The organism is Nocardia sp. BMG111209, assembly GCF_000381925.1.
Classification (GTDB): domain Bacteria; phylum Actinomycetota; class Actinomycetes; order Mycobacteriales; family Mycobacteriaceae; genus Nocardia.
Genome location: NZ_KB907307.1, coordinates 375,989 through 398,818, shown reverse-complemented (window position 1 = coordinate 398,818; position 22,830 = coordinate 375,989). Strand labels below are relative to the sequence as shown.

The 22,830-nt window shown below is 68.0% G+C and carries 21 protein-coding genes; 6 read left to right on the top strand and 15 right to left on the bottom strand.

The window, feature by feature from the left end:
* Positions 1–12: 12 nt before the first annotated feature.
* Positions 13–828 carry a hypothetical protein gene (locus G361_RS0101615; protein ID WP_019925296.1) on the bottom strand — a complete coding sequence of 272 codons (816 nt, stop codon included), beginning with the start codon at positions 826–828 and terminating at the stop codon, positions 13–15.
* A 171-nt stretch (positions 829–999) separates the two neighbouring features.
* Between G361_RS0101615 and G361_RS0101610 the strand changes: the two genes are divergently transcribed.
* Together G361_RS0101610 and G361_RS0101605 are read left to right on the top strand one after the other, a co-directional pair.
* Positions 1,000–1,251 (top strand): hypothetical protein, encoded by a 252-nt coding sequence (locus G361_RS0101610; RefSeq protein ID WP_019925295.1) that lies wholly within the window; start codon positions 1,000–1,002, stop codon positions 1,249–1,251.
* 100 nt (positions 1,252–1,351) lie between these two features.
* Positions 1,352–2,293, top strand: a complete 942-nt coding sequence (locus G361_RS0101605) for a D-alanyl-D-alanine carboxypeptidase family protein (RefSeq protein ID WP_063711793.1) — start codon at positions 1,352–1,354, stop codon at positions 2,291–2,293.
* A 39-nt stretch (positions 2,294–2,332) separates the two neighbouring features.
* Here the strand turns inward: G361_RS0101605 and G361_RS0101600 are convergent, their stop codons facing one another.
* From G361_RS0101600 to G361_RS0101590, 3 genes are all read right to left on the bottom strand, one after another.
* Positions 2,333–3,172, bottom strand: coding sequence for an enoyl-CoA hydratase-related protein (locus tag G361_RS0101600; RefSeq protein WP_026342586.1), 840 nt, complete (start codon positions 3,170–3,172; stop codon positions 2,333–2,335).
* 5 nt (positions 3,173–3,177) lie between these two features.
* Complete coding sequence (locus tag G361_RS0101595) at positions 3,178–4,695, bottom strand: class I adenylate-forming enzyme family protein (protein WP_019925292.1); 1,518 nt, start codon at positions 4,693–4,695, stop codon at positions 3,178–3,180.
* 96 nt (positions 4,696–4,791) lie between these two features.
* Entirely contained in the window at positions 4,792–5,751 is a 960-nt protein-coding gene (locus tag G361_RS0101590; RefSeq protein ID WP_026342585.1) for a PDR/VanB family oxidoreductase, read from the bottom strand.
* A 293-nt stretch (positions 5,752–6,044) separates the two neighbouring features.
* Between G361_RS0101590 and G361_RS0101585 the strand changes: the two genes are divergently transcribed.
* Complete coding sequence (locus G361_RS0101585; RefSeq protein WP_026342584.1) at positions 6,045–6,683, top strand: TetR family transcriptional regulator; 639 nt, start codon at positions 6,045–6,047, stop codon at positions 6,681–6,683.
* A 6-nt stretch (positions 6,684–6,689) separates the two neighbouring features.
* On the opposite strand, the gene G361_RS0101580 is transcribed toward G361_RS0101585, so the two are convergent.
* Complete coding sequence (locus G361_RS0101580) at positions 6,690–7,661, bottom strand: GNAT family N-acetyltransferase (protein ID WP_019925289.1); 972 nt, start codon at positions 7,659–7,661, stop codon at positions 6,690–6,692.
* Between the two features lie 132 nt (positions 7,662–7,793).
* Between G361_RS0101580 and G361_RS0101575 the strand changes: the two genes are divergently transcribed.
* Positions 7,794–8,966, top strand: coding sequence for an aromatic ring-hydroxylating dioxygenase subunit alpha (locus tag G361_RS0101575; protein WP_019925288.1), 1,173 nt, complete (start codon positions 7,794–7,796; stop codon positions 8,964–8,966).
* A 37-nt stretch (positions 8,967–9,003) separates the two neighbouring features.
* On the top strand, positions 9,004–10,155 hold the full coding sequence (locus G361_RS0101570; protein ID WP_019925287.1) for an acyl-CoA dehydrogenase family protein: 1,152 nt from the start codon (positions 9,004–9,006) through the stop codon (positions 10,153–10,155).
* Positions 10,156–10,225: 70 nt separating this feature from the next.
* Here G361_RS0101570 and G361_RS0101565 read toward each other — a convergent pair whose 3' ends face one another.
* From G361_RS0101565 to G361_RS0101555, 3 genes are all read right to left on the bottom strand, one after another.
* Complete coding sequence (locus tag G361_RS0101565) at positions 10,226–11,653, bottom strand: APC family permease (protein WP_019925286.1); 1,428 nt, start codon at positions 11,651–11,653, stop codon at positions 10,226–10,228.
* Positions 11,654–11,863: 210 nt separating this feature from the next.
* On the bottom strand, positions 11,864–12,751 hold the full coding sequence (locus G361_RS0101560) for a dihydrodipicolinate synthase family protein (protein ID WP_019925285.1): 888 nt from the start codon (positions 12,749–12,751) through the stop codon (positions 11,864–11,866).
* Positions 12,752–12,755: 4 nt separating this feature from the next.
* Positions 12,756–13,538 carry an aldolase gene (locus tag G361_RS0101555; RefSeq protein WP_036494332.1) on the bottom strand — a complete coding sequence of 261 codons (783 nt, stop codon included), beginning with the start codon at positions 13,536–13,538 and terminating at the stop codon, positions 12,756–12,758.
* A 119-nt stretch (positions 13,539–13,657) separates the two neighbouring features.
* Here G361_RS0101555 and G361_RS0101550 point away from each other — a divergent pair, with 119 nt between their 5' ends.
* Positions 13,658–14,221, top strand: coding sequence for a helix-turn-helix domain-containing protein (locus tag G361_RS0101550; RefSeq protein WP_026342583.1), 564 nt, complete (start codon positions 13,658–13,660; stop codon positions 14,219–14,221).
* Here the strand turns inward: G361_RS0101550 and G361_RS0101545 are convergent.
* The 7 genes from G361_RS0101545 to G361_RS41825 all read right to left on the bottom strand — a co-directional run bounded on the left by G361_RS0101545 (position 14,218) and on the right by G361_RS41825 (position 22,767).
* Positions 14,218–14,835, bottom strand: coding sequence for a maleylpyruvate isomerase family mycothiol-dependent enzyme (locus G361_RS0101545; RefSeq protein ID WP_019925282.1), 618 nt, complete (start codon positions 14,833–14,835; stop codon positions 14,218–14,220). The genes G361_RS0101550 and G361_RS0101545 overlap by 4 nt on opposite strands.
* Positions 14,836–15,088: 253 nt before the next feature.
* Positions 15,089–15,565, bottom strand: coding sequence for a hypothetical protein (locus G361_RS0101540; protein ID WP_155981237.1), 477 nt, complete (start codon positions 15,563–15,565; stop codon positions 15,089–15,091).
* Between the two features lie 58 nt (positions 15,566–15,623).
* Positions 15,624–16,775 (bottom strand): ImmA/IrrE family metallo-endopeptidase, encoded by a 1,152-nt coding sequence (locus G361_RS46555; protein WP_081635260.1) that lies wholly within the window; start codon positions 16,773–16,775, stop codon positions 15,624–15,626.
* 177 nt (positions 16,776–16,952) lie between these two features.
* Positions 16,953–18,437 (bottom strand): aldehyde dehydrogenase, encoded by a 1,485-nt coding sequence (locus G361_RS0101530; protein ID WP_019925278.1) that lies wholly within the window; start codon positions 18,435–18,437, stop codon positions 16,953–16,955.
* A gap of 111 nt (positions 18,438–18,548) precedes the next feature.
* Positions 18,549–20,153, bottom strand: a complete 1,605-nt coding sequence (locus G361_RS41830; RefSeq protein ID WP_019925276.1) for a class I adenylate-forming enzyme family protein — start codon at positions 20,151–20,153, stop codon at positions 18,549–18,551.
* A 239-nt stretch (positions 20,154–20,392) separates the two neighbouring features.
* On the bottom strand, positions 20,393–21,580 hold the full coding sequence (locus tag G361_RS0101515; RefSeq protein WP_019925275.1) for a CaiB/BaiF CoA-transferase family protein: 1,188 nt from the start codon (positions 21,578–21,580) through the stop codon (positions 20,393–20,395).
* Positions 21,577–22,767, bottom strand: a complete 1,191-nt coding sequence (locus G361_RS41825; RefSeq protein WP_019925274.1) for an SRPBCC family protein — start codon at positions 22,765–22,767, stop codon at positions 21,577–21,579. The genes G361_RS0101515 and G361_RS41825 overlap by 4 nt, the downstream gene beginning before the upstream one ends.
* Between the last annotated feature and the right edge of the window lie 63 nt (positions 22,768–22,830).

The following is a 22,830-nucleotide window of genomic DNA, read 5'->3' as shown; positions in this document are numbered from 1 at the left end:
ACCGGGCACCGATCAGGCGTTGTCGAGAACCGGCTCCGGGACCTCCGCCGTCCGCGTCCGCCGGAAGCGCACGATCGTGTAGGCCACACCGGCCGCCAGGATCAGGAACAGCACCGCCGACGTGCCGTAGGTACCCAGGCCGAGCCCGCCCTTGGCCTGCGGCTTGGACAGGAAATCGCCGACGCTGGCACCCAGCGGCCGGGTCAGGACGAACGCGAACCAGAACAGCAGCACCCCGGAGATCCGGGTCCGATAGTGCGCGATCAGGATCACCACCATCAGCGCCCCGATCAGCAGCGCGCTGCCGCCGTAGCCGAGCCCGGAATCGTCGGACAGGAAATCGCCCAGCGACGTACCCAGGGTGTTCGACAACAGGATCGCCGCCCAGTACAGCAACTCGCCACGCCGGGTCCGGATACCGGTGACGTCGTAGGTCTCCCCGGTGAACCGCCAGACCACGAACACCGCCGCGAGCAGCGAGATCAGCAGGGCCGCACCCCATGCGTAACCGAGGCCGCCGTCGGTCGAGGTACCGCTGCCCGGACCACGATTCACCAGGTCCGAGATGGTGGTGCCCGCGGTACTCGTCGCCGCGATCACCAGCCAGTACAGCGCGGGATGGAAACTGCGCGCCCGTAACTGCGCGGCCAGGGACACCACCAGGATCGCCAGGAGCAACGTGGTCGCGGCCGCGTACCCCAGCTGCAGCGTCTGCGACAACATGTCGCCGCCGGTCTCGCCGAGTGTGGTCGCCGCGATCTTCAGCACCCAGTACAGCGCGGTGATCTGCGGCAGCTTGTTCCCGATCCGGTGCAGCCCGGCTTCCATGCGACATGTCCTCTCGACGTGGAAAACGATCTCTTCGATCGTCTCGCCACAGCATGCACGAAACCCGCTGAGAGTCCTCTCAGCATGAACCCGGCAATGCGAGTCCACCGGTCGGCGGCACGACCGGCCCACCGAATGCCGCCCGGACACATCCATGGCAAAATCGAACGTATGTGCGATAAATTCGAGCGTCTCGCGGTCGGTGACGAGATCGCCTGGTGGGAAGGTGAATACGGCCGGGGCGCGGCCCCGCACCAGACCGGGGCGGAACGGCTGACCGGCGTCGTGGCGGTTCTCCACCGCAACCGTGCCGGGAGGGTCGTCGCCGCCTTCGTGGACTGCCGCGCCACCATCGGCGGCGCCTTCAACGTGACGATCCGCCCCGACCTCGGCCACCAGCCCGAACCGGCCCGGAGTGGGTAGCGCCGCCGACCTCCCCGCCGCTCGGCGACGGTGACGACAGGGTCACGACGCCGAGGGGGAAATCCCGGACTTCGGTGGGGTCCGGCTGCACAATGTCGCCATGCGACCATTTGCCCGATTGTTGCAGGCTGCCGTCACCGGGATGCTGGTGGTGATGGCCGGCCATGCCGCCGCGGCCGCTCCCACGGTGAGCGTCTCCCACGATCAGTTGCCGTTCTGGCCGTCCGCCGAGCCGGACGGGGTGCAGGCGGCGGAGGCGGAGTTGGCGGACGGGATCACCGGTACGGTGCTGTGGTCGCGGGAGTCCGATACTCCGGTGCCGATCGCCAGTATCACGAAGGTGATGACGGCGCTGGTCGTGATCGAGGCCGGTGATCTCGATCGGACCGTGGGAGTGCCGGAGGGCATCGTCGCCTACGATCGCGAATACGGTGCCAGCACCGCGGATCTCGTTCCCGGTGAGACCCTCACCGCGCGGCAGTTGCTGTACGCGATGTTGCTGCCGTCCGGTTGCGATGCCGCCTACGCGCTGGCCGAGGAGTACGGGCCCGGCCAGGCCGGATTCATCGCCAAGATGAACGACACCGCGCGCCGATTGGGTATGGCGGGTACGCATTTCAGCGATCCCAGCGGACTGCCCGATCCCACCGACTACTCCACGTACTCCACGGCGTCGGATCTGGTGAAACTCGGCATGCGGGCGATGAGCCAGCCGGTGTTCCGCGACATCGTCGGGTCGCAGAACTATCACCTCGCGGCGGGACCGGGTAACCGCGAGCACGATTGGTGGACGACCAACCGGCTGCTGCACGAATATCCCGGTTCGGTGGGTATCAAGACCGGGTCCACCGATGCGGCGGGGACCTGCCTGTTGTTCGAGACCGTCCGGGCGGGACTGCCGTTGATCGGTGTGGTGCTGCACAGTTCACCGGACAGCGGCGCCGTCGCGGCCGCCGACGCCGAGCACATGCTGAACTGGGTCTACGACCCCATCCTGAATGTGCTGCCGGACAAGCGAACCGGCGGGCAGGCACCGGCCTGACGGGCCGGGACATCCGTAACGGACTGCCGCAGAATAGGTCTACTGCCCGAACAGGTCCGGTAGTCCGTCGGAAACCCGGTCGACGAAGTGCGGCTCCCGCTTCGCCAGAAACGCCTCCACACCCTCACGAATATCCGCCGAACGACCACGCTCATAGATCCCCCGCGACTCCACCAGATGCGCAACCTCCGGACCCTCCGCCCCGAGCATCGACCACAACATCCGACGCGTCAACGCCACCGACACCGGCGCGGTCCCCGACACCAGACCACACGCCAACTCGATCCCCCGCTCCACCACCCTCTCCTGCGGAACCACCTCCCGCACAAGACCTTTCGCCAACGCCTCCTCCGCATCGATCAACCGGCCACTCAACGTCCACTCCAACGCCGTGGCGATACCCACGATCCGCGGCAGAAACCACGACGAACACGCCTCCGGCACCAAACCACGCCGCGTGAACACGAACCCGAAACGCGCCGTCTCCGAAGCGATCCGGACATCGGCGGGCAAGGTACTGGTCACCCCCACCCCCACCGCGGGACCATTGACCGCCACCACCACCGGCTTCGTCGACCGGAAGATCCGCAACGACGCCAACCCACCCTCGTCCGGCGGCACCCCGCCGTCGACCGGCTCCGCGACGAAAGTCTCCCCACCGGCACCCAGATCCGCACCCGCACAATAAGCACGACCGGAACCGGTCAACACCACCGCCCGCACCTCGTCATCGGCGTCACACCGATCGAACGCCGCCTCCAACTCCCTGCGCATCCGTACGGTGAATGCGTTCAACCGATCCGGCCGATGCAGGCGCAACACCGCGACCTCGCCGACACGCTCGAACAGCACCACCGGATCGTCCACAGGCTGTGTCACCGGGCTCACCGCAACTTCTCGAAACGGTCTGCCACGTCACGGTATTCGGCGCGGATCGCGGTCTTCGCGAGCTTGCCGCTGGGCAGCCGGGGCAGGGGTTCGTCGCGCAGGACCACGTAGCGGGGCACCTTGTAGTCGGCGACCAAGGCGTTGCAGTGGTCGATGATGCGGGCCTCGTCCACATCGCCGGACACCTTCACGATGGCGGCGGGGGTTTCGCCGAAGCGGTCGTCGCGGGCGGCGATCACCGCGACCTCCTCCACGCCGTCGAGCTGGCCGATCACTCGTTCCAGCTCCACCGGGGAGATGTTGATGCCGCCGGTGATGATCAGATCCTTGAGGCGGTCGACGAACTGCAACCGGCCCTCGGCGTCCTGTCGGCCGAGGTCGCCGCTGCGCAGCCAGCCGTCGGCGAAGGCGCTCGCGGTGGAGTCGGGGTCGTTCCAGTAGCCGGGTGTGACGCCGGGGCCGCGCAGCAGGATCTCGCCCTCCTCCCCCGGGTCGGCGGTGCTGCCGTCGGCGCGCATCACCTTCAGCTCGGTGAAGATCGAGCCCGATCCGCACCACGCCGGATAGTCGGCGGCCTCGTCGACCAGCGTCGCGGTGGCGACGCCGCCGGCCTCGGTCATGCCGTAGATCTGCCGCAGCGCCACGCCCTTGTCGGCCCAGCGGCGCAGCAGTGCGGCCGGGACCGCGGCGCCGCCGACGATCGCGGTGCGCAGCGAACTCAGGTCGGCCTCCGCGAATTCCGGTGTGCGCGAGATGGATTCGAATACCAGGGGGACGCCGAACACGGCGCGCACCCGGCGTTCGGCCAGCAGCCGCGCGGCCCGGCCGGGGACGAACTCCGGCTCGATCACGAGCGTGCCGCCGAGGACCACCGACATCAGCAGACCCCACACCAGTCCCGGCGTGAACACCAGCGGCAGCACCAGCAGCGAGGTCGTGCCGGGATAGAGGCCCTCCTCCACCAGCGACGCCTCGAACACGATGCTGAGCAGCGTGCGGTTGGTACAGACGACGCCCTTCGACAGTCCGGTCGATCCACTGGTGAACAGCAGCGCGGCCGGGGCGTCGGGGTCGATGTCGACGCGGAAGTCGTCGGCGCCGGTCGCGGCGGGGTCGACCAGTTCGGCGAACTCGATCCGGTCGAACGCGTCGCCGAGCGCGAGTGTCCCGTCGGCCACCTCGTCGAATCCGGGCGGCAGGATCACCAGGCGGGAGCCGGCGTCGTCGAGTACCTTGCGCAGTTCGGCCGGGCGCAGCCGCGGGTTCAGCGGGACCAGTGCCGCGCCCGCCTTCATCACCCCCAGCGCGACGACCGGCCAGACCAGCGAGTTGGGGCCGAGGACGCCGACCCGGTCGCCGGGGGTGACACCGCGGTCCACCAGGGCGCGCGCGACCCGGCTCGACCGGTCCTGCAGCTCGCGGTAGGTCAGCTCCTCGCCGTCCACGACGAGCGCGACCCGATCCCCCTTCACCCGGGCCCACCAGCTCAGGGCGGAACCGATTGTCGCAGCCATCTTTCCTCAACTTCCTTGTCGAATCCGGCGTTGCCGGAAGATCGCGCGGGGCGTGACGCCCATCACCATTTATCTAATGATCGTAGTTTAAGCGAGTCAGAGGTCCAGCACCAGCCTCGCACCGAGGCAGCGCGAGACGCAGGGCATGACGACATCACCGGCGGCCCGTTCGTCCGCGGTGAGCACCGAGTCGCGGTGATCGGGAGTGCCCGCGAGCACGGCGACCTCGCAGGTGCCACAGGTTCCCTCCCGGCAGGAGAATGCGGCGGGGACGCCCGCACCGGTCAGCGCGTCCAGTAGCGAGACGGTGGCCGGCACGGTGATCACCCGGCCCGAGCGGGCCAGTTCGACCTCGAACTCCCCGCTCGCCGCCGCGACCGCCGCCTTGGGGGCGAAGCGTTCCACGTGCAGGTCCAGACCGGCGCGCTCGCGCACCGCCGCCTCGACGGCCCACAACAGCGGTTCGGGGCCGCAGCAGTACACCGCGGTGCCGGTCACGGCCGCGTCCAGCGCGGCGTCGAGATCGAGCAGGCCGTGGACGTCCTCGGGCCGGATGTCGACCCGGCCGGGATGCGCGGCGAGCAGTTCGCCGGCGAATGCCATGCTCGCGCGGGTCCGGCCGCCGTAGAGCAGCCGCCAGGGCACGCCGGACGCGGCGACGGCCGCGGCCATCGGCACCAGGGGCGTGATCCCGATGCCGCCGGCCACGAACAGATAGCCGGGCGCGGGGGTGAGCGCGAAGGCGTTGCGCGGCCCGCCCACCTCGACGAGATCGCCCTCCTCGAGTTTGTCGTGCACGCGGATCGAGCCGCCCCGGCCCGTGGCCTCCCGCAGCACGGCCACGGTCAGGTGCCGGTCGTCGGCGGGGTCGCCGCACAGCGAGTACTGCCGGACCAGATCGGTGTCGAGGACGAGGTCGATGTGCGCGCCCGGCGTCCACCGCGGCACCGGGCCGCCGTCGGGCTCGGCCAGCCGCACGGCGACGACGTCCCGGGCCACCTCCGTCTTGGCGTCCACCCGCATCGGGCGTGTGACCGGCCCACCGGAACCACCCATGAAGTTTCCTCTCACGATCCGCCCCGCTGCCTTAAACCTTATGTCATTAGATTAATCGCCCGCAACAGTGACTCCTCGAATGGCTGTGGCACAGTGGTTTTCGGTCACACTGTGCCGCCGACGGATGTCGGTCGGGGACAAACGGCCGGACTGCGGGCCGCCACGCGGCCGGGATCGCGGGCCGGGCTGCGACACCCGGCCCGCCACACCGCGGCGCGAGCGGGGCGGCCGATAGAATTACCGAATCACAGTAGATTTCCCGCCCGAGCCACGGACCCCACCGAGAGCGAGTCATGCCGCGACCGTCGAAACCCTTGATCAGCCGATCCGCCGCCGTCGCAGCGGCATTGGAGATCATCGACGCCGAGGGCCTGGAATCCTTCAGCGTTCCGCGCCTGGCCAAACATCTCGGTGTGCAGGCGCCGTCGCTGTACTACCACTTCGCGGACAAGGCGGAACTGATGTCCGCGATCGCGCTGCAGGTGATCGGTGACGTCTCGCTGCCGCGCCGCAAACCGGGCCCGGACTGGCCGGAGTACTTCGTGACGCTGGGCCTGAACTTCCGGCAGGGGGTGCTGCGGCACCGCCGGGCGGCGCCGGTGCTGCTCCAGGCGCTGCCGCGCACCGTGCTGCTGCGCCGCTACGAGGACGCCGCCCAGTTCCTGGCCGCGTCGGAGGTGCCCGCGCACCTGCACATCCAGATCCTGGACGGCATGGAACGCCTGACGCTCGGGGCGGTGCTCACCGAGGCCGTCCGCTCACCCAGCGGTCGCGCCACGATCTTCCCGAACGTCGACGCGGCCTCCGAGCCGGCGCTGACCGGGGCGCTCGCGGCCAACGACCGTTCGTCGAAACGGTTGTACGAGGAGATGATTCGGAGTTTCCTGCACGGTGTCGTGCGGGACGAGCCGGCGGTGGCGCCGGCCGGCTGAGCGCCGTCACGCGCTCGCGAACTCCGGCGGGGTGGCCCACTTCCCGATGTCGTAGCAGGTGTGCGCCTGTTCCTGTTCGAAGGATCGCAGGCGGCACATCCGGACCGCGGCGCGCTCGTCCGGGTCGACCCGCAGCAGCGCGACCTGCGCGCCACCGGCCGCGACCTCGTGCAGCGCGCGGGTCAGCAGCGCCGAACCCAGCCCGAGCCCCCGCGCCGCCGGGGCGACCATCAGCGCCTTGATCCGGCCCGCCGTCCATTCCGCGTGCGGAGCCGGTCCGGGATCGAACCAGGCGAATCCCGCATCCCGGCCGTCGCGGGTGGCGAGCAGTATCCGCCCGTGCCGATCGGCGAAGTCCGCGGCGAACCGTTCGGCGTGCACGCCGGTCACCGAGCGGGCGGCGAGGGCCTCGATCCGCGCGGTGTCGCCGGTGTCGGCCGGGGCCACGACGAACCCGTCCGGCACCGGCAGATCGTCCAGCGGCGCCGCGAACGGCCCGGTCAGCGGACGTAGCAGCGTCCACAACCGCGCGGCGGGCCGGATGCCGAACCGCCGGGTCAGCCGCTGCGCGGCCGGATGGGTGCCGTAGGCCCAGCACCGCAACGCGGTCGCGCCGGTGCCGCACCACCCGGCCGGTCCGGCGATGTCCAGCCCGAGTTCCTCGACGAGCAGGGTGGTGATCCCGCGCGAGCGGTACTCCGGATGCACCGTATAACCGACGGTGCCCTGTCCGTCGGCGTCCACGACCAGGCGCAGATGGGCGACGTGCACCCACGGCGCGCCCGGACCGCCCAGCCGCTCCCGGGCCGTCACCGGCAGATGCCACACCCGGCGACCGGGCGGCGCTGCCCGGATCCCGTCACCGTCGAGCACGGCGAATCCCGCGTCCGCGTCGTATGCCGCGGCCGTCACGACCAGCTCCCGGACCGCGGCGAACTCGTCGCCGGTCAGCTCGTCGCGCCACTCGTGCCGAATCATCGCCCCCGCCTTCCCGGTTTACACATAAATCTACATGGGTTAGATTTATGAGAGTATACGAACAGCTCAGGCTGATATGACCAGCCGCCCGGATCGACCGCCGGGCCGAGGCGCAACACTTGGAGGCATGCCATGACCGAGGTCGGGGCTCCCCGCGAGGAACGTATCCGCCGCGCGCTCACGCATCTGCGCAACGACACCACCGACGAGTTCGACGAGATCACCTGGTTCGCGCCGAGCGAGTTCACCGATCCCGCTGTGGCACAACGGGAACGCGATCTGATCTTCGGCCGGGTCCCCTCGATCGTCGCGCACGGCTCCGAGATCCCCCGCGCCGGAGACTTCTTCACCCTCCAGCTACCGCGCAACAACGTGATCGTGGTGCGCCAGCGCGACGGCGGGGTGAAGACCTTCGTCAATCTATGCCGGCACCGCGGCGCGCTGCTGGAGAAGGAGGACCGCGGCCGCTGCCGGTTGTTCTCCTGCCCGTACCACCGGTGGTCCTACGATCTGGACGGCAGCCTGCGAACCATCACCCGGGACAACACCTTCGGCGAACCGGACCGCTCGACGATGGGCCTGGTGGAACTGCCCACCGAGGAGCGGCACGGCTTCGTATGGGTCGTGGACGACGCCGGCTCGGAGATCGACGTCGCCGGGTGGCTCGGCCCCGAGATGGACGCGATCCTCACCTCCTACGATCTCGGGCCGAAGATCTGCGTGCAGTCCGAGGGCTTCGACGAGCCGGTGAACTGGAAGATCATGCAGGACGCCTTCCTCGACGGCTATCACATCCAGTACGCGCACCCGAACACCGCGGCCAAGCACATCCACACCAACGTGATGGCCTTCGACGACTTCGGCCGGCACTGCCGGTTCATCGCGCCGCGCAAGTCCATCGACCGGTGGATCGAGGAGGATCCCGGCGACCACAGCCTGGCCGGCGATGTCACCGAGACACACTTCCTGTTGCCCAACAGCACGCTGCTGCGGCAGCCGGATCACTTCCAGCTCTTGACCTTCCGCCCGCATCCGGCCGACCCGCAGCGCTCCCGGATGGAGATGCGGCTGATCGTGCCGCCGGTCGAGCAGACCGGGCTCACCGAGGAGCGCTGGAACCGGTTGTGGGCCAAGAACTGGCAGATCCTGCTGGATGTGCTGCACGCCGAGGACTTCCCGCTGTTGCGCGATTCCCAGCGCGGCATGGTCAGCGCGAGCGCGGGCCGAATGGTGCTGGGGCGCAACGAGGTCGCCAATCAGGTCTTCCGCCGCGAGACCCAGAAGCTGGTCGCGCGGCACCGATGAGATCCCGGGACGCGATCCCGGATCAGGAAGGAAAGCAGTGAAAACCGATCTGTTCGAGCCCGACCACGAGCTGTTCGCCCGCACCGTCCGCGGATTCGTGGAACGCCACGTGGTGCCCAACCTCGAGAAGTGGGACACCGACCGGCTGATCGACCGCGAAACCTGGCGCGCCGCGGGCGCGCAGGGCCTGCTCGGCCTCGCGGTGCCCGAGGAGTACGGCGGCCCCGGTGAGACGGATTACCGTTTCCGGGTGGCGATCCAGACCGAGATCGCCCGGGTGGGCGCGTCGGCGTTGCAGTCCGGCTTCTCCACCAACGACGACATCGTGCTGAATTATCTGCTCCGCCTGGCCGATTCGGAGCAGCGCCGCCGCTGGCTGCCCGGCTTCGCGACCGGCGCCACCATCGGCGCCATCGCGATGTCCGAGCCCGGCGCCGGCAGCGATCTGCGCTCGATCCAGACCACCGCGGTCGCCTCCGGCGACGGCTGGCTGCTCAACGGCTCGAAGACGTTCATCACCAGCGGCATTCTGGCCGATCTGGTGATCGTCTTCGCCGTCACCGATCGCACCGCCGGTTCGCACGGCTTCAGCCTGTTCGTGGTCGAGGACGGCATGCCGGGCTTCACCCGCGGCCGCAAACTCGACAAGGTCGGCCTGCACGCCCAGGACACCGCGGAACTGTTCTTCGACAACGTCCACATCCCGGCGGCCAATCTGCTCGGCGAGGCCGGCGGCGGATTCGGCTACCTGATGCAGAGCCTGCCGCTGGAACGCCTCGGAATCGCCATCGCCGCACAGGTTTCCGCCGAGGCGGTACTGGACTGGACGCTGGACTACGTGAAGGAGCGCCGCGCCTTCGGCAAGCGGATCGGCGAATTCCAGGGCCTGGGTTTCACGCTCGCCGATCTCCGGACCTCCGTGGAGGTTTCGCGCACCTACATCGACCGCTGCGTCCGCGAGCACAACGCGGGCACGCTGACCGCCGTCGACGCCGCCAAGGCGAAACTGTGGGCAACGGAGATGCAGGGCACCGTGATCGACGCCGGCGTCCAATTACACGGCGGCTACGGCTACATGATGGAATACCCGGTAGCCAAGGCGTTCATCGACGCCCGCATCCAGCGCATCTACGGCGGCACCAACGAGATCATGCGGGAGATCATCCACCGAGATCTGTTGCGCACGTAGCCAATACCCGCCGATCACCCGCAGTCGGTCATGCGATTCAAGTCCGGCGCGTGCCCCATTCCCGGGCGGGTCAGGGGTGGGCGGTTTCCAGGTCGGTTTCGATGGCGGTGAGAATTCCACGGTGGCGGCGGGAGGTCACGTACAGCCAGATTCCGCCCAGTGCCAGGAATGCCAGGAACAGGTAGGGGAACAGCGATACCGGCCAGGCGGGTAGCGGGTAGAAGCTGCCGACCGTGGGGACCAGCAGGCACAGGAATGCCAGTGCCGACAATGCGATGCTGCGCGGGGTGCGTTCACCGATCTTGCGGAGATAGACCGGCGCGGCGATGGTGACCAGGAAATAGGCGAGGAGGAATCCGAAGGCGGCCAGCGTTCCCGCGTCGTTGAAGATGGTCAGCGTATCGGTCTGCGAGGACCAGATCGCCGGCACCGCGAACATCACCAGAATGTAGGCGGTGAGGGCCGCGGCGGGGGTGGCATTCGACCGGTGCGTGGTGCCCAGGATCGCGGGGAACACCGAGTGCCGGGCCATCGGATAGATGATCCGGGCGCCGGCGTTCAGGCACGAGAGGGTGAGGGCGAAGAAACTGATCACCGCACCCAGCGACAGCGGCAGTTTCAGGTAGGACACGTTATAGGTTTCGGCGAGGGTATTGAGCGGCATGGACAGGGTGTCCAGGGTCGCGCTGCCGCCGCGCGTGCCGTAGACCTCGACGTAGCCCATGACCACGAAGAACAGGCCGGTGATCACCAGGCTCCAGATGACCGCGCGCGGAATGGTCCGCATCGGATCGCGGGCCTCGCCGCCCATCGCGGTCGCGCTCTCGAAACCGACGAGGCTGAAGATGCAGGCGACGACCGCGAAACTCATGCCGCGCACGGACGTGCCCTTCAGGGTCACCTGATCGGTGTCGATGTGGATGCCGTGTTTGAACAGCACGACGCAGGCCAGCGCGAGAATGAACAGCACCGACAGTCCCTCCAGCACCAGCGTCAGCATCGAGGACAGCCGCACATCTCGCACCGTCAGGGCCCAGGCGACGACCGCGCTGACCGCGAAGAACAGCACCGAGGGAATGGCGCCGTGAATTCCGATCAGGCTCAGCACCTCCCGGCCGAAGATCGTGAATCCGGTCAGGCCGGCGATGCCGATGAACAGGTAACACCAGAGCAGTGTCCAGCCCGCCGTCACCCCGCCCACCGGGCCCAGTCCGCGCCCGATATAGGCATACATCGAACCCGGTGAAGTGGAACGCCGGGCGAACTGATTGAGGTTGAACGCCACCAGCAGCAGCATCGCGGTGCCGAACAGGTAGGCCATCCAGGTGCCCTCGCCGGCATTCGAGAAGGCCAGCGGCAGGATCAGCGCGGCGGTCATCGTCGGCGAGATCAGCGCGATCGACTGGGCCAGCAGCGCCGGGAAACCCAGTACGGCGACGCGGAGGCCGGTGACGGATATCGTCGTCTGTGCCTGCGGCGGAATTTTCGTGTCGGTCATCCCGGACTCCTTCGTATTTCCCCCCGGATTTTCCTGATACGAAGAAGTGTGGCGCTCCGGTGTTTCCGTGCGAATCGCCGTCGTTAAAGGACGGTAAAGTAGAAATCACCGCGCCGAAAACAATTCCCGGACACGACCGTGGGCCGCCGGGCGGCGAATATGAATTCGCACCCGGCGGCTCCGGCAGCATTTATCTATTTGTAGCGGAAATCAATTCCGCACAGCGGAGACCAGCTCGGCCAGTTCGGTCGCGGTCGCCGGATCCAGCGGCAGCATGGGCCGCCGCGGGTCACCGGCCTCGATGCCGAGCGAGCGCAGGCCCGACTTCACCGTCGCCGGCAATCCCCGGCTGACCAGCATCGTCAGTAGCGGCTGCAACCGGGTGAACAGCGCGTCGGCGGCCGGGGTATCGCCCGCCCGCAGCAACTTCCAGAACAGCACGACCTGCTCGGGAACCAGACAGGGTGCGGCGGTACACCATCCGGCGGCCCCCGCCTCGAATGCCTTCAGGGCCAGCGGATTACTGCCGTTGAAGAACGGCACTTCACCGCCGCCGAGTTCGACGATCCGGCGCATCCGCGTGATGTCGCCGGTGGATTCCTTGATCATCGTGATATTGCCGACGGTCGCGACCAGATCGACCAGGAATTCCGGTGTCATGTCGATTCCGGTGGTCGCCGGATTGTTGTAGACCATGACCGGCAATCCGGTCGATTCGGCCACCGCGGTGAAATGCTGCCGCAATTCGTCCTCGGCGAGCGGCCAGTACGAGATCGGCAACACCATGATCGCGTCCGCGCCGGCGCGTTCGGCGATCCGGGCCCGCTTGATCGTGCCGGCGGTCGTCAGATCGGACACCCCGACCACCGTGGGCACCCGGCCCGCAGTGTACTCGACGCATTCCGTTGCGACACAGGACCATTCCGCATCGGTGAGATAGGCGCTCTCCCCCGTGCTGCCCAGCGGCGCCAGCGCGTCGACCCCGGCATCGATCATCCGGTCCAGCAACACCCGCAGGGTGCCGGTGTCGATCTTCTCCGCATCCGCCGAGTACGGGGTGACCGGATATCCGACGATCCCCGAAAGTGGTGCAGGCATTTCTTTACTCCGAACTCTCGTGCTCGAACACATCTGGATGACGCCGCAGCGCTCTGCGGGCGTAGTAGCCGAAGTTCGCCTCGATGCGCTTCGGCAGCAACGTCCAGTCATGGGCTTCCTCGGCCAGAACCGTTGGCAGCGGCCGGATCTCGCCCGCGGCCATGGCGAGCAACTGGAGCTGCGCGGCGCGCTCGATGACATGCGCCAGCGTGCACGCCTCCTCGATCGACGCTCCCACGACCAGTTGCCCGTGGTGCGCGAGCAGGATCGCCCGCTTGTCGCCGAGCGCGGCCGAGATGATCTCGCCCTCCTCGTTTCCGACCGGCACCCCGGGCCAGTCGGCCAGGAAGGCACAGTCACCGAACAGGGGTGCGGTGTCCATGTGCGAAACCTCTAGCGGCACACCGAGCATCGACAACGCCGAGGCATGCAGCGGGTGGGTGTGCACGATGCATTCGATATCGGGCCTGGCGCGATAGATCCAGCTGTGAAAACGGTTGGCCGGGTTGGCCATTCCGTCGCCCTCCAGCACCTCGAGGTCCTCGTCGACCAGAAGCAGGTTGGCGTCGGTGATCTCGTCGAAACCCAGGCCCAGCCGCTGGGTCAGAAAGGTCGAATGCGCCTGCCGGACCGAGATCTGTCCGGCCAGCCCCGAATCATGCCCCGCATCGGACAGCGATCGGCAAGTCAGGGCGATCTTCTGCCGGTCGGTCCAGTCGCCGGTGCGGATCCGGGTGAGCATCGCCCGCTCGGCCGTCGCCATCAACTCGGACTTACCGAGGTTCATCGTCGCGCCCACTGGCCACCTCCACTCGAGACACTAGGTTGACTATAGGACACCTTGTGTCATCCGGCTACTCTGGTGTCCTCGTGCACGGAAGGGTGCGCAGACGACAAGGAGTGACCGTGGCCGCCTTTCTCAGATCGCACCGACGCCGCGCCGGGCTGTCCCTGGACGCGCTGGCTGAGCGCACCGGCCTGACGAAGAGTTACCTGTCGAAGATCGAGCGGGGCCTCAGCACCCCGTCGATCGCCGTGGCGCTGAAGATCGCCCACGTGCTGGAGACCGACGTCGCCCAGCTGTTCGCCAGCAATCCGGACAACTCGTTGCTGGCCGTCGCGCGAGCGGGCGAGAACGCCATCGAGAACGAGTCGGCCGCCGCGCACTATCACCCGCTCGCCACGCAACTGGTCGGAAAGGCGATGCAGCCGTTCATCGTTCACCCCGGAACCGAACCCGGCCCGCCCGACAACGAACACGCCGGCGACGAGTTCATCTTCGTCCACTCCGGCACCGTGGAACTCATCCTCCCCGGCAGCGTCCTCACCCTCGACCGCGGCGACAGCCTCTACTTCGACGCCAACACCCCGCACCGCCTCCGCTCGATCTCCCCCGAACGCGCCGAGGTGGTGATCATCGTCCACGACCGCGACGCCGGCGCACCGCCGGGCGCACCCGGAACCGGCTAACCGGCGCGAGCGGCCAGCCGGTCGCGCAGCACGGAACACCCGGGACCGGACAGATCGTCGCAGTACCCGGCCCGCCCCGCCATCGCCATGGTCAGCGCGATCGTCGGCCCGGTGACGAGCGGACCGGTTCCGGCGGAGAACGATCCGTCGCTCGCCTCCAGCCGCAGGCCCGCGATGGTGCTGCGGCTGGGAACCGCGAAGTTCCGGCTCGCATAGAAACGCGCGACCTCGGTGACCGCCTCCGTCGCGGGCGTGCGGGCAATCCCGAGGGGTCGCCGGATGTCCTGCCCGTGGACGATCACCTCACCGAGCCAGGCCGCGGTATGCCCCGATGCCGCAGTGGTACTGCCGACCACCGCCCGAAACCGCTCCAGCGTCTCCGCAGGTGTCGCACCCCGATGCGCCGCGAGCTGCCGGTCGTTGTGCTCGTCGAAGTCGAAACGGGCGCGCAGAACACTCGACAACCAGCTCACCCGGCTGTTGGACGCCCCCGCGGTGAGATGGGCCACCACCTCCTCCACCGTCCACTGCCCGCACAACGACCGCTGCCGCCACTGCCCATCGTCCAGTCCGGCGAGATCGTCGGCCAGCGCGGCACGCTCGGCATGCACCATCGCCCACAAAGCCTCACGGGCAACGACATTCGACACGATAAACCTCCAGGTCCGGTCCGGCCGGGCGACCCACGACACCGCGGGCCCACCCGGTTCCCCGGCACGGACACCACAGCACCGCCGCCGGCTCGGCAGTGGAGACTACGCGACCCACCCGAACTAATCGGTCGGCCCGCGCCGCGAAGTCGATGGCCGCGCCGTCGACGCTCACCGTGCCGGCTGCGGCATCAGATCGCCGATCACTGTCCGATGTTCAGCCGAGATCGTCCGGGCGGCTGGGCAATCGAAGCCAGTTGCCCTGCTTCCTCATATCGTGCAGCAAGGTGAAACCCTCCCGCCGATCAACGTAGCCGCCGAGTACACCTTCGGACATCACATCCATCGTGTCTCTCGTCTGCAGACCGTTGCGGCGCGCCCAATCCGCTGCATCGCGATCGTCCGTCACCCACAATGACGAACCGCTGAACTCCTCGTAATTCTGCAGGACATAGCACGTCTGCGCTTCACCCAGATGCTTGGTCGTGAACGGCAGCCCACCGAATATATTGCACCGGACATGTTCGATATGCGCGATCGCCTTCGGGTCATCGATTTCGATAGGATCACCGAGAAACGCCAGGTGCCGAAGCTGAATCAGATATGCACTCGACTCGTTCGCTTCGGCAGCGACCGCTTCGGTCCAACGTCCGTTGCCGTCGAGAATCTGCTCCAGAAGCTTGATTCTGCGCACTGACCCGAAGTTACACAGGACGGTGTTGTCCGGAAATATGTAGTTCGGCATTCCGGCCTCAAATTTCCGGACTATCGCCGGCGCTGTCAGGGACGAACGACTCGGGCTGACTCCACCTGGCCTCCAGATCGGCTCTCAGATCATCGATGTCCGCCTCGATCAAGCTGGCGAACGGGCGCAATGTGGTCGCACCGTCCAGATACGCCTGCCAGCTGTCTTCGACCATGAGTTTCGGCAGCCGCTTCTGCTGGCTGTATTTGATCCAGTTGGAGAATACCGCACCCCGCTTTATTGCGCGGACGGCATCCGTGGTCCTGATACCGCCGAACCGCTCACGCTGCTGGCGGCCGATCATATTCAGGTTGTACAGCCGGTAGCTGAGGGTGCGTGGCGTGACCCGCATCTTCCAGGCCAACTCGGCGAAGTCACCTTCCCCGATTTCATCGGGACCGGAAAGCTCCCGCACCTCTCGTTCGGGCATCAGGAAACTGGCCGCAAAGGCGTTCGCCTGCACCTCGGACGGCGGCCGTTCCGGTCCCCGCGCCACATCGACGACGAGTCCTTGATCATCCTCGGCGAGCAGATGAGCCAGCTCGTGCGCCAGGGTGAAGCGACGACGTCCAGGCACTCTGGAGGTGGCGATGAGAATCAGATTCACATTGTCGTGCCGCCAAGTCAGACCATCGAAATCGTCATCGAAATCGTCGACGGCGATATCAACTGCGAAACGGCGCTCGATGGTATCGGTGAGGTCATTGTCGTCGACCGATGAAATATTGCCGATACCGAGATATTCGAGAGCCGCGCGGGCGAGGTTCTCCCCCGCCGCGACAGGGTCGGGCGAGGCGGACGGTCGTACCCAGCCGGTGGGCAGATGTTCGTACCCCAGCTTCACCAAACCCGCCCGGCGTCTCGCCAGTTCCGTCGCCCGTTCGATGGCCCGATCTGTCGGCTTACGCCCGATATGTGCGGTGACCTGACGGGCAGCGACAGCAGGAAGTGGCGCATCGACCCCCAGAAGCCAGTCCAGGCTGACTCGGCCGAACTCAGCAATCCTCGTCAGATCGAGTGATGTGAATTTACGCTGCCCCGCCAACGACTTCGACAACTTCGGTGGATCGAGGCCGACGCGGCCGGCGAACTGCCGGTCGGACAGTCCACTACGGGCGATCACCTCTCGCACTCTGGACGCAATGATGTCGGCCACCATGGGTGGACAGTACCCCGAGTGTTGCGATTTTCGCAACACCGGCGCTCTGCACGATCCGACCTCGGCCACCGCAAGGCGAACCACCACAGCGGCCGATCACGGTGTGACATTGCCGAAACAGCAAGGGCCGCACAGAACTCGGAGTTCCGTGCGGCCCCGATGCCGTGCAGCGTCCGACTACGCGGGCATGTGCACCGTCTTGGTCTCGAAGTACTCTTCGAGGCCCTCCGGTCCGCCTTCGCGCCCCACACCGGACTGCTTGTAGCCGCCGAAGGGGAGGGTGAAGTCGATGACGGCGCCGTTGACGCTCACCGTGCCGGTGCGGATGCGTTGGGCCAGGGCGTATCCGCGTTCCAGGTCCTCGGTGTAGACGGCTCCGGAGAGGCCGTAGATCGAGTCGTTGGCTATTGCCACGGCGTCGTCCTCGTCCTCGTAGGTGATCACCGAGATGACCGGGCCGAAGACCTCTTCCTGGGCTACGCGCATATCGTTGCGGACGCCGTCGAGGAGGGTGGGCTGTACGAAGTAGCCGTGGGTGATGCCTTCGGGGCGGCCGCCGCCGTAGACGACGGTGGCGCCGTCGGCCTTCGCGGATTCGATGTAGGTCTGCACGCGCTCGAGGTGGCGGGCGCCGGCCAGGGGGCCGAGGAAATTGGTCGGCTCCCAGGGGTTTCCGATGGGGAGGGCGGCGTAGGCGGCGGCGAGGGTGGCGACCACCTCGTCGTGGCGGGTGCGGGAGACCAGGACTCGGGTGAGGGCGATGCAGGCCTGGCCGGATTGCATGCAGCCGCCCATGGGCAGGGACTGTACGACGTGGTTCAGGTCGGCGTCGTCGAGGATGATCGCGGCCGACTTGCCGCCGAGTTCCAGTGCGACGCGGGCGATCCGCTCGCCCGCCAGCGACATGATGCGGCGGCCGGCGGCGGTCGAGCCGGTGAAGGTGATGCGGTCGACGTCCGGGTCGGTCACCAGGGCTTCGGAGACCTCGCGGTCGGCGACGAGGACGCTCACCACGCCTTCCGGGATGCGCTGTTCGGCAACGAGTTCGGCGATCACGTCGGCGAAGACGCTGGGCGACAGGGGGGCGTCGGGGGCGGCCTTCAGGACCACGGAGCAGCCGGCGGCGAGGGCGGGGGCCAGTTTGAATGCGATGGTGCCGAGGGGGCCGTTCCACGGGATGATCGCGGCGACGACGCCGGCGGGTTCCTTCAGGATTCGGGAGATGCCGCCGTCGGCGCGGGTGCGGTCCTCGCGCAGTTGCACCTTGCGGGCTTCGGCGGCTACGGCGCGGAACAGTTCGGCGGTCATCTGCTGGGTGGGGCCGCTCACCGCGATCGGGATGCCGACCTCGACCACGCCGATGGCGGTCAATTCCGCTGTGCGCGTGGTCAATCGGTCGGCGATGGTGTCGAGGACGTCGGCGCGTTCGGTGATCGGGGTGCGGGCCCAGGCGCCCTCGTCGAAGGACGCGCGGGCGGCGGCCACCGCGCGGTGCACGTCCTCGGTGGTGGCGCTGCGCACGCGGGCGACCCGCTGTTCGCTCCACGGATCGATCACGTCGATCCACTCGTCGCCGGTGGATTCGACCCATCGGCCGCCGATGAAAACCTGTTCCCGGGAGGCGATTTCGGGTGCGACTGCGGGCGCCGTGTCGACTGTCATTGGTTGTGCTCCTCGTCAGCGGTTGTGGTAACCGGCGTCGACCGCAAGGGTGACGCCGGTGATGTAGCGGGCCTCGGCGCCGGCGACCTTGCCGGACAGTCTCTTCACGGATTACCTGCTCTTCCTTGGTGATTCGGGTGTCGCGCAGCGGGCATCGGGGCCGGTGCGGGTCGGTCGGGGCTGCGCCGGGGTGGAGTCCAGTGCGACCGCATCGGTGGGAGCGGCCGGGAAACGACGGCGCAGTGCGGGTTTGGCCAGCTTCCCGGAGAAGGTCCGGGGTAGCGGCTCGCCGAGCTCGATTGCGTGCTTGGGGCGCTTGAACTTCGCCAGATTCGCCGCGGCGACCGCGGCGATGTCGGCGGCCACCTCGGCCGAGGGCCGGGCGCTGTGGAACACGACCATGGGCACCTCGCCCCAGCGGTCGTCGGTGACGCCGATGACGGCGAGGTCGACCAGGCCGTCGATGCCGTGCAGCACCTGCTCGATCTCGGCGGGATAGACGTTGAGCCCGCCGGAGATCAGCATGTCCTTGCTGCGGTCGACGATCTTCAGGAAGCCGTCCTCGTCCTGCAGGCCGAGGTCGCCGGTGCGCAGCCAGCCGTCGGTCAGCGCGGCGGCGGTGGCCTCCGGGCGGTTCCAGTAGCCCTGCATGACGTGCTCGCCGTGCACCAGGATCTCGCCCACCTCGCCGGGCGGCGTGTGCTCCCCGGGGTCGCCGATGCGGACGCGGGTGCCGACCAGCGCGCGGCCGGTGAAACCCGGACGGGACAACGCGTCCTCGTAGGTCAGGCTGGCCACCATGCCGGACGCCTCGGTCAGGCCGTATACCTGGGTGAGCGGAATCCCTTGGCGGCGATAGCATTCCAGTAGATCCGCGCTGACCGGGGCGCCGCCGGTGGCGGCGAAGGTGAAGTTCGCGAGCGTGCGTTTGCCGAATCCGGGCAGGGTGGTCATCCGCTCCCAGATCACCGGGACGGTGGTGGTCGCGGTGATCTGTTCCCGCTCGAAGGTGTCCAGCGCGATCTCCGGGTCGTATTCCCGCAGCAGCACCATGGTGGCGCCGGGCACGACGACCAGTTGCACGAACACCGACAGCACCGAGCCGGTGTAGACCAGCGGCGCCGAGCACAGCACCCGATCGCGAGCGGTGAAGCCATAGCTGACCGTTTGCGAGATACCGGGTGCGATGGCGCTGCGGTGCGTGATGACCGCACCCTTCTGCACGCCGGTGGTGCCGGAGGTGTAGCAGATGAAAGCCGGGTCGTCGCCCGCGATCTCGACCACCGGCGCGGCGCCGGGATCGAGCAGGCTCGCGTACGGCCGGTGGGAATCGCCGTCGACGCTGTAGATCTCGAACTCCGCCTGCGCGGCGCCGGCCTCGAGCAGGCCGGACAGTTCGTCCTCCACGACGACCACCCGCGGGGCGGCGTCGACCAGCAGCGGCGCGAGTTCCCGTGCGGTGAGCCGGAAGTTGAGCGGCACGCTGATCGCGCCCAGTTTCAGGGTCGCCACGATGACGTGTGCGAGTTCGGGGCGGTTGAGCATCATGACGGCGACGCGGTCGCCCTTGCGCACCCCACGTGCGGCCAGGCCGCGGGCCAGGGCATCGGTGACCGCGTCCAGTTCGGCCCAGGTGTGCGCCGTGTCCCCGAACACGATCGCCTGCTGCCGCGGCCGGGCTCTGCCCCAATAGCGGGTCAAGTCGGCCAGATTCATGTGAACTCCTCGATCGTCATGGCGCCCACCCCCGACCGGTGTGACCCCGGTCACCGCAAATCTATCACCCGTAGATAACTCGCACAATGCCGAGTTGCGGGAATTTGTCTTCGTATTCCCTTGCCGTGCAAGGCTTTCCGCACAACGACAGCACCGTCCGGCGGGTCCGGTGGCGCCACCTCGTTCGGCGCGCGCCCCGGCCCGTCCGGACGGTTCACGTATTCGGTTGTCGCCCCGGGTTATCCGGCGCCCGCCACGGCGCCGCGAATCTCGTCGGTGTGCGCCCCGAACTCCGGCGGCAGGCCCGGCGCGAACGTCTCGCCGTGCACGCGAACCGGACTCGCGGCGAACTCCATGTCGCCGACGCCGGGGTACTCGACGCGGTAGGTGGTGCGCCGGGCCCGGAAATGCGGATCGCCGAGCAGTTCGGTCACGGTGTTGACCGGGCCGCCCGCGATGTCGTGCGCGAGGAACAACTCGATCCATTCGGCGCGGGTGCGCTGCGCGAAGATCTCGGTGAGCGCTCGCCAGACCGTCTCCGCGCGCGCGACCGCGCCGTCGTCGGTACCGGTGAGATCGATCTCGGCGAGTTCCGGACGGCCCACGGCCACCGCGAAATTGCGCCAGAACTTCTCCACGTGCGCGCCGAACAGCACAGCGTGGCCGTCGCCGGTCCGATAGGCCTCGAGCCGCGGCCAGTCCGGCAGCCGGCCGTCGGGCAGCCAGCCCGGCCGGGGCATCGAGCGGTCCCGGTTCAGTTCCGCGTCGATCAGATCGGGCATCCAGGCGGCGGCGACGTCGATCCCGGCCACCTCGACGTGACAGCCGCGGCCGGTGCGCGTGGCCTTGTGCAGGGCCGCGAGCAGGCCCATCGCACCGTAGGCGCCCAGGGCGTACATGGCGATCGGGGGTGTCGTGCCGCCGGCCATGCCCTCGGTCGGTGGCTGTTCCGGGATCCGCACCGCACGCAGGCCGGCGAAGGCGTCGAACACCGGGCCGCCGGTACCGAGCCCGCGATACGGTCCGTCGGTGCCCATCCCGGACACCGAGCAGAGCACGATGCGCGGATTGACTTCGCGCAGTGCGTCGTACCCGAGGCCGAGCCAGTCCAGGTAGCCGCCGCGCATGCCCTCGATCACGGCATCGCAGGTGCGCACGATGTCCAGGAACGCCTGCTTGTCCTCGGGTTTGCGCAGATCCAGCGCCACCGACTTCTTGCCGCGGTTCCACCGCAGGTGCATGAACGACGGGCCGTCGGGGCTGCCGACCGCGCGACTGCCACCGACCCGCACCGGATCACCGAACGGACCGGCCTCGACCTTGATCACCTCGGCGCCGAGGTCCGCGAGATGACCACCCAGTGAGGCCGGGGCCAGCTGGGCCACCTCGAGCACCCGCACGCCGTCGAGCAGCGAATAACCACTCATCGCGCCGACACCTCCGCGACCGGCCGGGCCGTCGCGCGCTCCAGCGCGGCGACGTCGGCCGCCACCATGGTGTGGAAGACCTGCCCCGGCAGTTCGTTACGGCCGTAGACCAGTTCGTCGACCTGACCGGCGGCGGCGTTCGCGGTGATGGTCCCGCTGACGAACCAGTCCTCCGCGTGCAGCGTCTCCATCAGCAGATCCCAGCTCTTGTCGAGAATCCGCTGCTCCCTTTCGGTTTCGGGCTCACGGGGCGCGAGCAGCCGGATCGTGCAGTGGCTGACGTTCGGGTCCTCGGCGTCGGGCACGATCGTCCAGATCTCGAAATGCTGCGGTTCGGTGACCAGCATGGTGCCGGGGTACACGGTGTAGTTGGCCAGCGAGTAGTCGCGCACGTCGAAGCTGTCCGGATCCGCGTCGCGGACCTCGGCGATCGTCTTGCGCGCCACCACGAGTCGCCAGGACCGGTCCACTCGATCGAAAGTGGACACATTGCCCTCGAGGAAGTGGCACACCGTCTTCGTGTGCAGCTGGCACAGGTGGTACGCGTCCTGCACCCCGTCGACGGCGATCTTCCAGTTCATCGCCAGCCGCCAGGTCTCCTTGCGCACCTGGTGGGAGCCGCCGATACCGGTGGCGATCACCTCGGCGTCGTGTTTCGGGCCCAGCACCGCGGCGATGTCGAGTTCCGCGCCGGCGGTCGGGACCACCCAGACCAATCCGTGCCGCACCTCGCACGGGAATTCGACCAGACCGTGGCCACCGCGGTCCAATTCCGTGAAACCGTCCGCATGCGGCATACCGCGCAGGGCGCCGTCCCGGCCGTAGGACCAGTTGTGGTACCTGCAGGCGAAGACCCGCTTACAACCGGACTGCTCGAATTCGACACGCGCGCCGCGGTGGCGGCAGACATTGGAAAACGCGCGCACCCCGCCGTCGCTCTGCTTCACGACCAGCAGCGGGGTACCGATCAGCTCGGTGATGAGGAAATCGCCGGGCGCGGCCAGCTCGTCGACATGCGCCACGATGTGCGGGAATCGCCGCACCACCGCACGTTCCTTGGCGGCGAGCTCCGGATCGTTGAACACCGAGAACGGCACGCGCATCAGTCCGTCCGCGTAGTCGGTGGTCCGGTTGTCGACATGGGCGATCAACCGCCGGGTCAGGTCGATCTTCTCCTCGCGCTCCATGGCTCCAGCGTGACACATGAGACGATTACCGTCCAGTGTCTTATCTAATATTCGTAGATTTAT